Raw genomic sequence first — 14,510 nt, forward strand, 5'->3', positions numbered from 1 at the left:
TAGAGGGTTCCCGGATGACCACCACCACCGCCGCGCCCTTCGACGTCGAGACGGTCCGCAAGGACTTCCCGATCCTGTCCCGGCTCGTGCACGGCGACAAACCGTTGGTGTACCTGGACAACGCGGCCACCTCGCAGAAGCCGCGCCAGGTCATCGACGCGCTCGTCGAGTACTACGAGAAGCACAACGCCAACGTGCACCGCGGCATCCACACACTGGCCGAGGAGGCCACCGCGCTGTACGAGGGCGCCCGGGACAAGATGGCGAAGTTCATCGGCGCCCCGAGCCGCGACGAGGTGATCTTCACCAAGAACACCTCGGAGGCGATCAACCTGGTGGCCCGCGTGCTCGGCGACGCCGGGCCGGGCTACCGGGTCGGCCCCGGTGACGAGATCGTCATCACCGAGATGGAGCATCACTCCAACATCGTTCCGTGGCACCAGCTCGCGGAGCGCACGGGCGCGACGGTGAAGTGGCTGCGGCTCACCGACGAGGGCAGGCTCGACCTGTCCACACTGGACTCCGTGGTCACCGAGCGGACGAAGATCGTCTCGATGACGCACGTGTCCAACCTGCTCGGCACGATCAACCCGGTCGACGTGGTGGTCAAGCGGGCCCGCGAGGTCGGTGCGCTGGTGCTGGTCGACGCGTCGCAGTCGGCGCCGCACCTGCCGTTCGACGTGTCGGCGCTCGGCGCGGACTTCGTGGCGGTCACCTGCCACAAGATGCTCGGCCCGACCGGTATCGGCGTGCTGTGGGCCCGGCTGCCGCTGCTGCAGGAACTGCCCCCGTTCCTCGGCGGCGGCGAGATGATCGAGCTGGTGACGATGGAGAAGTCCACGTTCGCCCCGCCGCCGCACAAGTTCGAGGCGGGCACCCCGCCGATCGCCGAGGCGGTCGGCCTCGGTGCGGCCGTGGACTACCTCACGGCCGTCGGCATGGACGCCATCGCCGCGCACGAGCACGAGCTGACCCGGTACGTCATCGAGCGCTTCGCCGAGGTGGAGGGCCTGCGGGTGATCGGCCCGAACACGGCCGAGAACCGGGTCGCCGAGGTGTCGTTCGCGCTGGAGGGCATCCACCCGCACGACGTGGGCCAGATCCTCGACGAGCAGGGCATCGCGGTACGGGTCGGGCACCACTGCGCGCGGCCGGCCGTCGTGCGGTACGGAATTCCGGCGACCACTCGGGCGTCGTTCTACCTGTACAACACGCACGCCGAGGTCGACGCGCTGATCGCGGGCCTGGACCGGGTGAAGAGGGTCTTCACATGAACCTGGAGTCGATGTACCAGGAGATCATCCTGGACCACTACAAGAACCCGCACGGGCGCGGTCTGCGCGAGCCGTACGACGCCGAGTCGTTCCAGGTGAACCCCACCTGTGGCGACGAGGTGACGCTGCGGGTGGCACTGGCCGACGCGAAGGTCGGCGACGTGTCCTACGACGGCCAGGGCTGCTCGATCAGCCAGGCGTCCACGTCGGTGCTGACCGACCTGGTCCAGGGCCGGACCGTCGAGGAGGCGCTGGCCACGATGGACGCCTTCGTGGAGATGGTGCAGGGCCGGGGCCAGGTGGAGCCGGACGAGGACGTGCTGGAGGACGGCGTGGCCTTCGCCGGGGTGGCGAAGTATCCCGCGCGGGTGAAGTGCGCGCTGCTGGGTTGGATGGCGTTCAAGGACGCCGTGTCACAGGCAGCCTCCCGAGCCGAAGGAGCAACCCGATGACCGAGAACATCGAACGAGGCGTCGAGTCCCTCCCGGAGCCCCCGGCGCCGAAGGCGGACGTGGCGGCGATCGACGACATCGAGGAGGCCATGCGCGACGTGGTCGACCCCGAGTTGGGGATCAACGTCGTCGACCTCGGCCTGGTGTACGACCTCCGCGTCGAGGAGGACAACACCGCGACGATCGACATGACCCTGACGTCGGCGGCGTGCCCGCTGACCGACGTGATCGAGGACCAGACCCGCGCCGCGCTGACCGCTGGCCCGGGCGGCGGCCTGGTGAGCGACTTCCGGATCAACTGGGTCTGGATGCCGCCGTGGGGCCCGGAGAAGATCACCGAGGACGGCCGCGAGCAGCTGCGCGCCCTCGGCTTCACCCTGTAGTCCACACGTCGCACGCGGACAGCCGGCCGGACGAGAACCCCTTGTCCAGCCAGCTGTTCGCGTCCGGCAGTGCGTCCACGGCGGACAGCCGGTCGCGGATCTCGCCGGTGATGTTGGCGTCCACCGACCCGTGGCCGGCCATCGCGGCCGACGCGATGCCGACCAGGCAGGTCGCCTGTAGGCTCAGCCGGTCGTCCACTCCGGACTCGTCGGCGGCCTCCTCGTACGTGCTCCCGTAACCGGCGAGCAGGGCCACCTCCGCGTACTCACGCAGAAACACCCCGAGGTACCGACCGGGATAACGCCCGTTGCCCTCGACGTCCCGCAGGTACGCCGGTGTCATGTAGACGGTGCCCGCGCAGCTGGTGACGGACGCCGTCGCCGCCACCGCACCGCACCGCGACTTCACCTCACCGTCCTGGACGGTCACCACGTCGACCGCCGGTACCGGCAGCTCGGCGGCGGCGAACAGCCCACCGAAGGCGTCGTCGGCGCACACCGCCGCCGCCGCGTAGAACGCTTCCTGCGCGTCAGCATCGAACGTCGGCAACAGGCACGTCACCTCCCACAGCTCCGCGGGTGAGGTCGACAGCGGATGCGCGGCCAGGGCGGCGTAGCCGTCCGGCGGTGGGACAGGCGGCGGGGTGGCCTCGACCGGCGTGGAGCTGGTCGGCACCGGCAGCGCTGGAATGTCCAGACCCGCGGCCGTGCCCGCCACCCGGCGCACCGGCGGGTCGGCGGCCAGCACCGCGAGACCCGCGATCATCCCGAGCACCAGCATCACCACGACGGTCAGCGACACGTAGTACGCCGGGTGCCGGTAGGCCCTCGGTCCGGCCCGCTCCGGTGCCCGCCGGGCCGGCGGCTCGTGGAGCAGGTCGTCGAGGCCGGTCGGCTCCTCCGGCGGGTCGGCGGTCATGCCGGCTCGACCGCGGCCGCCGGTTCGGCCTTCTCCCGGTAGTGGGCGATCTTGCCGCGGATGTGCTCCTGCTCGGCGCGCAGCAGCTCGATGCGCCTGGTGATGTCCTCGTCGTGCTCCTCGAGCACCGCCAGCCGTTCGGCGACCGTCTCGTCGCCGCCGCGGGCGAGCTCGGCGTAGCGCACCATCCGCGCGATCGGCATGCCGGTCTCGCGCAGGCAGCGCAGGATCCGCAGCCACCCGAGGTCGTCCTCGGTGAACACCCGCTGCCCGCCGGAGTTCCGCTCGATCCCGTCCAGCAGGCCGATCCGCTCGTAGTAGCGCAGGGTGTCGAGGCTGAAGCCGGTCCGCTCGGCCACCTGGCCAGGTGAGTAGCGCCGCATCAACCGATCCTAAGCCGGTCTGTCCACCGGGCGACCCGAATCTTGGAGGCGGCCGCGCAGCACGTCCACCCGGTCGTTGCCGGGCCGGCCGAGCACCCAGCTCGACCCGGGCACCGCCTTGGCCCGCTGCTTGAGCGGCGCGAGCAGGCGGGAGGCCTCCCGGTACGAGCCGACCGAGGCCACCGCGCACACCAGCGACGCCAGCGAGACGCTGACGGTCAGGTCCTCCACCGTCCAGGCCCGGTCGACCAGCTCGGTGGCCACCGTCGCGATCTCGTCCAACCCGGTCACCACCAGGAAGTCGTCGCCGCCGACGTGCGCGACCACCGTGTCGCCCAGCGACGCCTCCGCGTCGGTGAGCGCGAGCCCGAGCGCACGGATCAGGTCGTCGCCGGCGGCGAAGCCCTTGGTGTCGTTGACCGCCTTGAACGCGTCCACGTCCAGCCAGCTGACCACGAACATCTCGCCGCGCTCGACGCGCCGGTCGATCTCGCGGGCCACCGCGCCGGTGCCGGGCAGCCTGGTCAGCGGGTTGAGCGCGGCGGCCTGCTCGACCTTGGCGTCGGCGACCACCCGCACCACCTCGGTCAGCCGCACCACGCCGACGCACCGGCCGGCGGCGTCGATGACCACGACGTCGTCGGCGGCCCGGCTGCCCTCGGTCTCGCCGACCGACTCGAGCAGGTCCTGGCTGGTGGCGTCCGAGCGGATCGTGCGCGGCGGGTCCGCGTGCCGGGCGGCGGGTCGGCTGGCGTGCAGCGCGTGGCCGTAGGGCCCCGTGACCGCGAGCAGGAACCGGCTGCGGTCGACCGTGTGGCTCGGCCGGCCCGCGCCGTCGACCAGCACGACGCCGGTGACCTCGGGAGCCTCGACGAACGCGTCGCGCACCTGGTCGGAGGTGGCGGTGTCGGACATGGTGACCGCCGGCCGCAGCAGGTCGGCGACCAGCGGCACGCCCTGCCCGGTGGCCGGCGCCGAGTCGAGCCGGGTGAGGGTGGTGACCTGCGACGGAACGACGGCCTGCCCGCCGCGCCGGGCGGCGGCGAGCAGGTTGCCCTGGGCGACCGGGACACCGAGCCGGCCGATCGCGACCAGCTGCTCCTCGGTCTCGACGCCGACCGCGGCGAGCTTGATGCCGGTGCGCCCGGAGAGGTGGACCAGCGCCTCCACGACCGCGACCACGCCCGCTTCCTGCGGAACGCCGCGCAGCAGGTACCCGTCGAGCTTGACCATGTCCGGCACGAAGTCGGCGAGGAGCGACAGCGGCAGGTCGCCGTCCCCTGCGCCGTCGAAGGCCAGCCGGAACCCGTTGCGACGGAGCGTGTGCAGTCCGTCGAACAGGGCGCCCCGGGAGATCCCGCCGAACGGGGGAGTGATCTCGATCGTCACGTCCTTCGGATCGCGACCGGTGGCCCGCAAGGCGCCGGTGAGCGCGTCGAGCAGCTCGTCCGGGCGGGTCGCGGTGAGGGCGAGCACGTTGACGTGCAGCGGGTGCTCCTGGTCGGCGGCGGCGTGCACCGCACCCTCGGCGAGCGCGATGTCGGTCTCGACGAGCTGGCCGGCGTTCGCGGCGCGGCGGAGCAGGTCGTGCACGGAGCCGGCGTCGGGACGGGCGAGCACCTCGAGCGCGACGAGGCGGCCCGTGCGCGTGCTGAGCATGGGCTGGAACGCGTAGGACACACCAGGCACAACGGCCATGTCATCATCCTGCCCAGCGCTGGCCGCCGTGGTCACCATTTGTAATCGGAAGTTCATCCGGCGATCACGTTGCGTGACTCTCCTATGACGTCGCGATGACCCATAAGGTGTCGTCATGGGTGATCACGAGGAGCAGCGCGCCGCCAGACGTTCCGGCAGTCCCTCCGGGGACCTGGCAGCCAGTCCGTTCCGGGCCGACCGGGACCGTGTGGTCGCCTCGCCCTTCTTCGCCAGGCTCGGCGGTGTCACCCAGGTCGTCAGCGCCAGCGGCTCCGGGCTGCTGCACAACCGCCTCACCCACAGCCTCAAGGTCGCCCAGGTCGCCCGCGCCATCGCCGAGCGGATCACCGGCGCGCCCGACCTCGCCGAGCTCATCGACCAGCTCGGCGGGTGCGACCCGGACGTCGTCGAGGCCGCCGGGCTCGCGCACGACCTCGGGCACCCGCCGTTCGGGCACCTCGGCGAGCAGGTGCTCGACCGGCTGGCCAGACACCGGTTCGGCCTGCCGGACGGGTTCGAGGGCAACGCGCAGAGCGTGCGCATCGTCACCACCACCGACACCGGCGGCCCGAGCGCGGTCGGCCTCGACCTCACCGCCGCGGTGCGGGCCGCGATGCTGAAGTACCCCTGGACCAGGCTCACCCATCCCGACCCGCACCCGCGCCACCTCGCCGACCCGCCGCGCGGCGCGTCCGAGCCGGCGGGGGAGAAGGGCACCGGCTCCAGCAAGTTCAGCGTCTACGTCACCGAACTCGACGACTTCGCCCAGGCTCGCGAGCCGTTCGCCGACCGGCTGGCGCCCTGGCAGCAGACCGTCGAGGCGTCGGTGATGGACACCGCCGACGACATCGCCTACGCCATCCACGACCTGGAGGACTTCCACCGCATCGGCGTCCTCCAGCACGCGCCGGTCGCCGCCGAGCTCGGGCGCTGGCTGACCGGCGCGCTCGAGCTGGCCCAGCTCGACGACGGGCTGCTGGCCACGCACTCGCGCCGGCCCGGCTACTCGCTGGAGATCCTGCGCCGCCGGCTGCACCTGCGCGACTCCTGGATCGTCGACGACGACGCGTTCGTCGCGGCCGTGCGGCGGGTGCGCACCGAGCTGGTCGACACCCTGCTCGCCACCCCGTTCGACGGCTCGGCCGAAGCCGAGCAGACCATCGGCCGGTTCTCTGCGGGCTGGACCGTGCGGCTCGTCAGCGGAATGAGCGTCGTGCTCGACCCGCCGACCCGCTCCGGGCACGTGCTGCTCGGATCCGCGCAGTGGCACGAGGTCCAGGTGCTCAAGTTCGTGCACCGGCGGTTCGTCCTGCTCCGTCCGGATCTCGCGCTGCACCAGCGCGGTCAGGCCCGGCTGCTCACCTCCCTGGTGCAGGCGCTCGAACAGTGGCTCACCGACCGGTACGAGTCCGACCGGCTGCCGCGCCGGCTGCAGGATCTGGTCGACCTCGCCGAACACGAGTACGCCACCCTGGCCGAGACCGATATGTCCACTTTGGTCGGCGCGGTCGGCGAGATGCCGCAGGGCGCGGCCGGAATCCGGGAGCTGGCAAGGGGACGCGCGGTGATCGACTTCGTCTCGTCGCTGACCGACAGCCAGGCGTCGACCCTGCTCGACGCGCTGTCCGGCCGGGGCGCGCAGCCGTGGTCAGACGCTTTCGTTCTGTGAGTCGCTAACAGCCGGCAACTGTTAACGCACACGGAGTGTGGTTCGGCCGAATGGCCGCTGTATGGAGAAAGACTCCGACCATACGGTTGGCCGGCCGGGGGGATCCCGGCTTCGGCTGTCGTGTGTCGGGGGCACGGCCGTGACCCGCAGGAGGGAATCCGTGCGCACTCCCGCACCCTCATCACGAAGACGACGTGCTGTGCTGACCGGCGCGGCGTGCCTGCTCGCCGTGGTCGGGCTGGCCAGCCCGGCCGTTGCCGCGCCCCAGCAGGCCAAGGGCCTGTCCCCGATGGAGAACGCGGCCCGGCAGATCGGCGCGCTGCAGGACCTGAAGAAGAACGGATCGGCCACTGAGGCCAAAGTGGACAGCAGGCTGCTGTTCGAGCTGAAGGCACGCGCCAACCGCTCGGCCATGTCGGCGGCGCTGCCCCGACTCCAGAGCGGCGTCGAGGTGTCCGGCAACCGGACCACGGTGGACATCCGCGCCACCGTCTCCGATGGGCTGCTCAAGGCGCTCACCGACGCGGGCGCCACGCTCAAGGCGGTGTCCACTCGGTACGGGAGCGTCCGGGCCGAGCTGCCGTTGTCCGCGATCGGCAAGGTCGCGCGGCGCTCGGACGTGCGCAAGGTCGAGGTCGCCGGCGAGGCCATGACCGCGCGTGAGCTCGACCCGAACACCGCGCCGGCCAAGCCGGAGTCCAAGGAGGAGAAGGACGCCCGGATCGAGCGGAACACCCGCGCCGCGCTCGCCGAGCAGGCGGCGACGATCACCAGCGCGGGCGACCGCGCGCACAACGCGGACACCGTGCGCGAGGAGATCGGCGTCACCGGCGTCGGCGTGAAGATCTGCGCGCTGTCCGACGGCATCGACTCGCTCGCCACCTCGCAGGCCGCGGGCGAGCTGCCCGAGGTCGACGTGCTGCCGACCCAGGCGGGTGGCGGCGACGAGGGCACCGCGATGCTGGAGATCATCCACGACGTGGCGCCGAACGCCGAGCTGGGCTTCGCCACCGCGTTCAACAGCGACGCGAGCTTCGCGGACAACATCCGCGCGCTCCGGTTCGAGCTGGACTGCGACATCATCGTCGACGACATCCTCTACTTCAAGGAGTCGCCGTTCCAGGACTGGATCATCGCCCAGGCCGTGAACGACGTGGTCGAGGACGGCGCGCTGTACTTCTCCTCGGCCGGCAACGAGGGCAACACCGTCGACGGGACCGCCGCGCACTGGGAGGGTGACTTCGTCAACTCCGGCCAGGTGATCGGCAAGTTCGCCGGCTACGCGCACGACTTCGACCCGTCGGAGAACACCCAGGTGCTGCAGCCGATCTCGGACGCCTCGTCGGCGGGTGTGCCGGTGCTGCTCAACTGGTCCGACCCGCTCGGCGCCTCGGACAACGACTACGACCTGTACATGCTCGACTCGCAGGGCAACGTCGTGGCGGGCAGCCAGGACTACCAGACCGGCACCCAGGACCCGTACGAGCGGGTGGACACCCCGTTCTTCGGCGGCAACGGGTTGCGGCTGGCGATCGTGAAGTTCAACGGCGAGGACCGGTACCTGTCGCTGTCGGCCCTGCGCGGCCGCTTCGGCGACACGTCGGGTGAGCTGAAGGCGTTCAACACCCCGGGCGTCACGTTCGGCCACTCGGCGGCACGGGGCGCGTTCAGCGTCGCGGCGGCGCCGGCCGACGAGCCGCTGCCGTTCGACCTGGAGCCGGGCGACCCGGCGAACCCGCGCGGCCCGTTCCCGGAGGCGTTCGGCGAGGACACCGCGCTGGAGCGGTTCTCCTCCGACGGCCCGCGCCGGATCTTCTACGAGGAGGACGGCACCCCGATCACGCCGGGCGACGTCAGCTCCACCGGCGGCGAGGTGCGGCAGAAGCCGGACATCACCGCGGCGGACGGCGTGCTGACCAGCGTGCCGGGCTTCGACCCGTTCTTCGGCACCTCGGCGGCCGCCCCGCACGCGGCGGCGATCGCCGGCCTGGTGCTGTCCGGCAACCCCGGCATCGACCCAGCCGAGGTGCGGGAGGCGCTGACCAGGACCGCGATCGACATCGCCGAGCCCGGCGTGGACGGGCGCAGCGGCCACGGCGTGATCCTCGCCGACCGGGTGCTCGCCTACACCGGTGCCAGCCCCCAGCCGTTGGCGCGGGCGCAGGCCCCGACGGTGACGCCGGACGACGGCGGCGAGTACCTGCACCCCGGTGACACCGCGACCGTGGAGCTGCCGGTGACCAACACCGGCGACGCCACCTCGGTGTCCACCAGCATGGTGCTGACCTCGCCGACGGACGGGGTGACGATCACGCCCCGGTCGCGCTCCTACGGCACGATCGAGAAGGGCGCGACGGCGACCAGGACGTTCCAGGTCACCGTGCCGGAGTCGCACCAGGTCGGGGAGCCGGTCCAGCTCGACACCCGGGTGACCTTCGCCGGGGCGTACTCGCCGACCAGGACGAGCTTCGCTCTCGAGGTCGGCGAGCCGTCGGACGTGACCGTCGACTTCGCCTACACCGGTGCGCCGGTGGCGATCCCGGACGCGAGCACGGTCGGCACGAGCGTCGAGATCCCGGTGAGCGGCGTCGGCCGGGCGTCGAAGCTGACGTTCTCGGTCGACGGGGCGACCTGCTCGACCGACTCCGGGGCGACCACGGTCGGCATCGACCACACCTACGTGTCGGACATGGTGGGCGTGCTGACCTCGCCGTCCGGCGCGAGTGCCCAGGTGTTCGCCGGCAACGGCGGCAGCGGGAACAACCTGTGCCAGGTGGTGTTCGACGACTCCGCCGAGCAGCCGTTCGCGTCGGTGAGCGCCGCGCAGGCGCCGTTCACCGGAACCTGGCGGTCGGTCGACCCGCTCGCGGGCCTGCGGACGGAGCCGGCGGACGGAACGTGGACGTTCACCGCGTACGACCTTGCGCTGTTCGACACCGGCACGCTGCGGTCGGTGTCGCTGCACGTCAACGGCTACGCCGCGGGCTGAGTTGATTTCCGGGCCGCCGCCGGTGCTTCCTGCCGGCGGCGGCCCCATTTCGCCTACTGTCTACACTGGACGCATGGCCCACGTCCACGCCTCCGTGCTGGTGCCCGCGTCGCCGGCTCGCACCTGGGAGACCGCGGCCGACCTGTCCCGCTTCGACGAGTGGCTGACCCTGCACGAGGGCTGGCGCGACGAGCTGCCGGCCGAGCTGGGCGAGGGCACCACGGTGACCTCGGTGGTCGCCGTGATGGGCCTGCGCAACCGCGTGACCTGGCGAATCGACCGCTACACCCCGCCGAGGAGCCTGACGATCACCGGCCGCGGCGTCGGCGGCGTGCGGGTGGCACTGAACCTCGCCGTCCGCCCGGACGGCGAGGACCGCTCCACGGTGACCGTCGACGCCGAGCTGACCGGTCGCCCGGTCTTCGGGCCCGTCGGCCTCGCGCTCGGCCGCGCCCTGCGCGCCGACCTCCGCAAGTCCGTCGCCGCGCTCGCCGGCCTGCTCAGCTGACCGGGATCAGCCGAGGGTGCCGGTGGCGAGCATGCCGCCGTCGACGCGGACGGTCTCGCCGGTGATCCAGGGGGCCTGGTCGGAGGCGAGGAACGCGACCAGCTGAGCCACGTCCGCCGGCTCGCCGAGGCGCTTCATCGGATACGCGGCGGCGGCCTCCTCCTCGCGCGAGGTGTACAGCATCTCGGCGAACTTCGTCTTCACCACGGCCGGCGCCACCGCGTTCACCCGCACGCCGGGGCCGAGCTGCCAGGCCAGTTCCTCGGTCAGCCGGATCAGCGCGGCCTTGCTCGCGCCGTACGCGGCGATCACCCCGGACGAGCGCAGGCCGGCCACCGACGCGATGTTCACGATCGAGCCGCCGTGCTCGGCCATCCACGCCTTCAGCGCCAGCTGCACGTAGCCGAGCGCGCCGACCACGTTCACGTCGAAGATCTTGCGCACCGCGTTCAGGTCGGCCTCGGCCAGCGGGCCGTAGGTCGGGTTGATGCCGGTGTTGTTGACGAGCACGTCGAGCCGGCCGAACTCCTCGATCGTGCGCTGCACGACCCTGGCCCGGTCGTCGTCGCTGCCGGTGTTCGCCGGGACCGCGAGCACCCGCGCGCCCGGCACCTCGGCCCGGAGTTCGTCGGCGGCCGCCTCGATCTGGTCGGCCTTGCGCGAGGAGATCGTGACGGCCGCGCCACCGCGCGCCAGTTCGGTCGCGATCGCGTGCCCTATGCCGCGGCTCGCGCCCGTGACCAGCGCGACCTTGCCCTGGAAGTCTGGAGTCATGGCCAGACTCTAGCTAAGCGGGCGCTTAGCACGCGAGTGGCGCGAATCCCGGTTGAAGCCGACCCGTACACTCGACTGCGTGGTGGTTCGGACTGCCTAGGCGGCAGGAGAGCCCGCCGGCCACGGCCGGTGGGCGGACGAGTCCTGCCCACGACCACACTCACGGAGCCTCCGAAACATGATCACCGCCACGGACCTCGAACTGCGCGCCGGCACCCGGATCCTGCTCTCCGACACGACCCTGCGCGTCCAGCCGGGCGACCGGATCGGCCTCGTCGGCCGCAACGGCGCCGGCAAGACCACCACGCTGCGAGTACTGGCCGGCGAGGGCGAGCCCTACGCGGGCGACCTGCGCCGGGCCGGCGAGCTCGGCTACCTGCCGCAGGACCCGCGTGAGGGCAACCTCGACGTCACCGCCAAGGACCGGGTGCTCTCCGCCCGCGGGCTCGACCAGATCCTGCGCGACATGGAGAAGGCCCAGTCGGCCATGTCCGAGCACGCCGACGACACCACCCGCGACCGGGAGGTCCGCCGCTACGGCCGGCTCGAGGAGCGGTTCGCCGCGCTCGGCGGGTACGCGGCGGAGAGCGAGGCCGCCCGCATCTGCGCGAACCTCGGCCTCGCCGACCGGGTGCTCGGCCAGCCGCTGTCCACCCTGTCCGGCGGCCAGCGCCGGCGCGTCGAACTCGCCAGGATCCTGTTCGCCGCGGCCGAGGGCGGCGGGACCGGCTCCGGCACCACCCTGCTGCTCGACGAGCCGACCAACCACCTCGACGCCGACTCGATCACCTGGCTGCGCGGGTTCCTCAAGGGCCACAACGGCGGCCTCGTGGTGATCAGCCACGACGTCGAGCTGCTCGCCGACGTGGTGAACAAGGTCTGGTTCCTCGACGCCATGCGCGGCGTGGTCGACCTCTACAACATGGGCTGGCAGCGCTACCTCGACGCGCGGGCCGCCGACGAGAAGCGCCGCCGCCGGGAGCGCGCCAACGCCGAGAAGAAGGCGTCCGCGCTGATGCAGCAGGCGGACAAGATGCGGGCCAAGGCCACCAAGGCGGTCGCCGCGCAGAACATGGCCAAGCGCGCGAACCGGCTGCTGTCCGGGCTCGACGAGGTCCGGCAGGCCGACAAGGTCGCCCGGATCCGCTTCCCCGAGCCGGCTCCGTGCGGCAAGACCCCGCTCACCGCGGAGGGCCTGTCCAAGAGCTACGGCTCGCTCGAGGTGTTCACCGGCGTCGACCTCGCCATCGACCGCGGCAGCCGGGTCGTCGTGCTCGGCCTCAACGGTGCGGGCAAGACGACCCTGCTGCGCCTGCTCGGCAACATGGAGGAGGCCGACGCGGGCGAGGTCATACCGGGCCACGGCCTGCGAATCGGGTACTACGCCCAGGAGCACGAGACGCTCGACCACGACGCGACGGTGTGGTCGAACGTGCGGCACGCCGCCCCGGACACACCCGAGCAGCAGCTGCGCTCGCTGCTCGGCACGTTCCTGTTCTCCGGCGAGCAGCTCGACCAGCCGGCCGGCACCCTCTCCGGCGGCGAGAAGACCAGGCTGGCGCTGGCCGGCCTGGTGTCCAGCGCGGCCAACGTGCTGCTGCTCGACGAGCCGACCAACAACCTCGACCCGGCGAGCCGCGAGCGCGTCCTGGAGGCCCTGCACAGTTACTCCGGTGCGGTGGTTCTGGTTACGCACGATCCCGGCGCCGTCGAGGCGCTTGCACCCGAACGGGTGATCTTGCTGCCGGATGGTACCGAGGATCACTGGTCTGCCGACTACCTGGAACTCGTTCAGCTGGCCTGATGTGCCCCGGACGGGGTGAGCGGATTCATAGCCATTTGTGTTCTCGTCTGGCATTCCACGCCGTGGTGTTCGATCATTGGCCACGTCAGGTGTATCAGAACTCCGTCACACGCTACGGAAGGCGGACGACGTGGCTGATCTGAAGAAGGGCGCGCGGATCACCGGCTCGACGCGCGACAAGCTGGCCGCTGACCTCAAGAGGAAGTACGAGAAGGGCGCCAGCATCCGTGCGCTGGCCGAGTCGACGGGCCGTTCCTACGGATTCGTGCACCGGGTTCTCTCGGAGTCCGGTGTCACACTGCGGGGCCGTGGAGGGGCGACGCGCACGAAGAAGAAGTGAGCGTCACTCAGGGTTGGATGCCGCGGGAGTCGGGGTTCGTGACCAGTGCGTCGGTCGGTCCCGCGGTGTTCCGGTCCGCTCGTTCGTCGAGGGAGGCGAACGCGATCATCGCGCCGGACATGGCGAGTGGGTACACCAGGTAGCCCCAGCGCGTGGCCGGCGCGAGGATGATCGCCGTGCCGAGACCGGCGGCGATCCGCAACATCACGTCCGCCGGATCGCGCGGCGGGCGCAACAACAGCCACCCGGCGATCACACACGCGGCCGCGGCGAGCAGCACCAGCGCCGCGGCGTGCCCCGCCGTGCCCAACTGCGCGATCAGGTGGCCGGGCAGTGGGCTCGCCGCCGGTGAACTCGCCTCGCCCAGCCCCGCCGGGTACAGGATCACGTGCTCCACGAACGACGCCGGGTCGACCAGGAGCACGGGCACGGTGATGGCCGCGGCGGCGGCGACGAGCGCGCCGAGGAAGATCGCGAGGTGGCGCCCGCCCCGGCGAACCGCGACCGCCACCGCCAGCACGGCCAGTGCCGGCAGCGCGGTCAGCTTCATCGTGGCCACGATCGCGCACACCACCCCCGTCCAGACCGTGTTTCCGCGAAACGCGAGCACGGTGGCGAGCACGATCAGCGCGATCACCGGAACGTCGTCCCCGGCGACGACCAGCGTCAGCAGGGTGAGCGGGCTGACCGCGGCCAGCTGCGCGGCGAGCACCGGGACCCTTGGCCGGCCGAGCAGGTACAGCGCGAGCGCGATGATCAGCACCGTGCCGAGCGCGAACGCGACCCGCGCGTCGGTGAACGCGCCGTCGCCGAACAACGCGCGGGGCAGCCCGAACACGGTCATCGACGGGCCGTACGGGGTGTAGTCGTCGGGGTGCGCCGCCCGGTCGAGCAGCGACAGGTCCGGGTAGGGCGTGCCGTCGGCGAGCAGCAGGTCCGCGGACCGCTCGATCACCCACACCTCGGGCTGGGCCGGGAACGACCACGGCCAGTCGCCCCACACGAAGTTCGGTGACCGGCGGAAGATCAGCACGAGCAGCGGCACCACACCGGCCAGCAGGCCCGCGAGCGCGACCGGCGTCCAGCGCGACGCCAGTAGGCTCGAGCGGGCCGACAGCCCGGTGCTGGAGACTAGGTTGAGGCAGGCGAGCACGGTGGCGAGCAGGTAGCCGGCCGTCGCGAAGTTGCCCCAGACCCGGTACCCGTAGAACTCCGAGAACAGCGCGGTGCCGGCCGCGAAGAGCAGGCTGACGCCGTAGACGAGCAGGTCGAGGCGCCGTGCTCGCTGCCCGGTCCGCTCCACGCGGGCAGGTTACC

Annotated in this window: 13 protein-coding genes; 8 read left to right on the forward strand and 5 right to left on the reverse strand. The window is 71.8% G+C overall.

The window, feature by feature from the left end:
* The first annotated feature begins 14 nt into the window (after nt 1-14).
* The 3 genes from JT362_RS09330 to JT362_RS09340 are packed head-to-tail and all read left to right on the forward strand — an operon-like array spanning nt 15 to nt 2,109.
* Nucleotides 15-1,274, forward strand: a complete 1,260-nt coding sequence (locus tag JT362_RS09330) for a cysteine desulfurase (RefSeq protein ID WP_260190674.1) — start codon at nt 15-17, stop codon at nt 1,272-1,274.
* A complete protein-coding gene (sufU, locus tag JT362_RS09335) occupies nt 1,271-1,726 on the forward strand; it encodes a Fe-S cluster assembly sulfur transfer protein SufU (RefSeq protein ID WP_260190675.1) in 456 nt (151 codons plus the stop codon). Before JT362_RS09330 ends, sufU begins: the two co-directional genes overlap by 4 nt.
* Nucleotides 1,723-2,109: a metal-sulfur cluster assembly factor gene (locus tag JT362_RS09340; protein ID WP_260190676.1), complete on the forward strand. Its 387-nt coding sequence runs from the start codon at nt 1,723-1,725 to the stop codon at nt 2,107-2,109. The genes sufU and JT362_RS09340 overlap by 4 nt, the downstream gene beginning before the upstream one ends.
* Here the strand turns inward: JT362_RS09340 and JT362_RS09345 are convergent.
* The 3 genes from JT362_RS09345 to JT362_RS09355 are packed head-to-tail and all read right to left on the reverse strand — an operon-like array spanning nt 2,099 to nt 5,109.
* On the reverse strand, nt 2,099-3,028 hold the full coding sequence (locus JT362_RS09345) for a hypothetical protein (RefSeq protein WP_260190677.1): 930 nt from the start codon (nt 3,026-3,028) through the stop codon (nt 2,099-2,101). The genes JT362_RS09340 and JT362_RS09345 overlap by 11 nt on opposite strands.
* Nucleotides 3,025-3,411, reverse strand: coding sequence for a MerR family transcriptional regulator (locus tag JT362_RS09350; protein ID WP_260190678.1), 387 nt, complete (start codon nt 3,409-3,411; stop codon nt 3,025-3,027). Before JT362_RS09350 ends, JT362_RS09345 begins: the two co-directional genes overlap by 4 nt.
* Nucleotides 3,412-3,420: 9 nt before the next feature.
* The gene (locus JT362_RS09355; protein ID WP_260190679.1) at nt 3,421-5,109 is read right to left on the reverse strand and encodes a GGDEF domain-containing protein; all 1,689 of its coding nucleotides are present in this window, start codon (nt 5,107-5,109) and stop codon (nt 3,421-3,423) included.
* Nucleotides 5,110-5,224: 115 nt separating this feature from the next.
* On the opposite strand from JT362_RS09355, the gene JT362_RS09360 reads away from it, so the two are divergent.
* From JT362_RS09360 to JT362_RS09370, 3 genes are all read left to right on the forward strand, one after another.
* Complete coding sequence (locus JT362_RS09360; RefSeq protein ID WP_260190680.1) at nt 5,225-6,778, forward strand: deoxyguanosinetriphosphate triphosphohydrolase family protein; 1,554 nt, start codon at nt 5,225-5,227, stop codon at nt 6,776-6,778.
* A gap of 199 nt (nt 6,779-6,977) precedes the next feature.
* Nucleotides 6,978-9,767 (forward strand): S8 family serine peptidase, encoded by a 2,790-nt coding sequence (locus JT362_RS09365; protein ID WP_511261444.1) that lies wholly within the window; start codon nt 6,978-6,980, stop codon nt 9,765-9,767.
* A gap of 73 nt (nt 9,768-9,840) precedes the next feature.
* The gene (locus tag JT362_RS09370; RefSeq protein ID WP_260190681.1) at nt 9,841-10,275 is read left to right on the forward strand and encodes a type II toxin-antitoxin system Rv0910 family toxin; all 435 of its coding nucleotides are present in this window, start codon (nt 9,841-9,843) and stop codon (nt 10,273-10,275) included.
* Between the two features lie 6 nt (nt 10,276-10,281).
* Here JT362_RS09370 and JT362_RS09375 read toward each other — a convergent pair whose 3' ends face one another.
* Nucleotides 10,282-11,049, reverse strand: a complete 768-nt coding sequence (locus JT362_RS09375; RefSeq protein ID WP_260190682.1) for an SDR family oxidoreductase — start codon at nt 11,047-11,049, stop codon at nt 10,282-10,284.
* A gap of 178 nt (nt 11,050-11,227) precedes the next feature.
* Between JT362_RS09375 and JT362_RS09380 the strand changes: the two genes are divergently transcribed.
* Together JT362_RS09380 and JT362_RS09385 are read left to right on the forward strand one after the other, a co-directional pair.
* Nucleotides 11,228-12,853, forward strand: coding sequence for an ABC-F family ATP-binding cassette domain-containing protein (locus JT362_RS09380; protein WP_260190683.1), 1,626 nt, complete (start codon nt 11,228-11,230; stop codon nt 12,851-12,853).
* Nucleotides 12,854-12,983: 130 nt separating this feature from the next.
* Nucleotides 12,984-13,193: a helix-turn-helix domain-containing protein gene (locus JT362_RS09385; RefSeq protein WP_260190684.1), complete on the forward strand. Its 210-nt coding sequence runs from the start codon at nt 12,984-12,986 to the stop codon at nt 13,191-13,193.
* 7 nt (nt 13,194-13,200) lie between these two features.
* On the opposite strand, the gene JT362_RS09390 is transcribed toward JT362_RS09385, so the two are convergent.
* Nucleotides 13,201-14,496: a glycosyltransferase 87 family protein gene (locus JT362_RS09390; RefSeq protein ID WP_260190685.1), complete on the reverse strand. Its 1,296-nt coding sequence runs from the start codon at nt 14,494-14,496 to the stop codon at nt 13,201-13,203.
* Nucleotides 14,497-14,510 lie beyond the last annotated feature (14 nt).

The organism is Actinophytocola gossypii (assembly GCF_025165815.1).
GTDB lineage: Bacteria > Actinomycetota > Actinomycetes > Mycobacteriales > Pseudonocardiaceae > Actinophytocola > Actinophytocola gossypii.

Excerpts from the sequence above, each read along its gene's own strand:
- JT362_RS09330 (WP_260190674.1), top strand. The coding sequence starts at position 15 with ATGACCACCACCACCGCCGCGCCCTTCGACGTCGAGACGGTCCGCAAG.
- sufU (WP_260190675.1), top strand. The coding sequence starts at position 1,271 with ATGAACCTGGAGTCGATGTACCAGGAGATCATCCTGGACCACTACAAG.
- JT362_RS09340 (WP_260190676.1), top strand. The coding sequence starts at position 1,723 with ATGACCGAGAACATCGAACGAGGCGTCGAGTCCCTCCCGGAGCCCCCG.
- JT362_RS09345 (WP_260190677.1), bottom strand. The coding sequence starts at position 3,028 with ATGACCGCCGACCCGCCGGAGGAGCCGACCGGCCTCGACGACCTGCTC.
- JT362_RS09350 (WP_260190678.1), bottom strand. The coding sequence starts at position 3,411 with ATGCGGCGCTACTCACCTGGCCAGGTGGCCGAGCGGACCGGCTTCAGC.
- JT362_RS09355 (WP_260190679.1), bottom strand. The coding sequence starts at position 5,109 with ATGGCCGTTGTGCCTGGTGTGTCCTACGCGTTCCAGCCCATGCTCAGC.
- JT362_RS09360 (WP_260190680.1), top strand. The coding sequence starts at position 5,225 with ATGGGTGATCACGAGGAGCAGCGCGCCGCCAGACGTTCCGGCAGTCCC.
- JT362_RS09370 (WP_260190681.1), top strand. The coding sequence starts at position 9,841 with ATGGCCCACGTCCACGCCTCCGTGCTGGTGCCCGCGTCGCCGGCTCGC.
- JT362_RS09375 (WP_260190682.1), bottom strand. The coding sequence starts at position 11,049 with ATGACTCCAGACTTCCAGGGCAAGGTCGCGCTGGTCACGGGCGCGAGC.
- JT362_RS09380 (WP_260190683.1), top strand. The coding sequence starts at position 11,228 with ATGATCACCGCCACGGACCTCGAACTGCGCGCCGGCACCCGGATCCTG.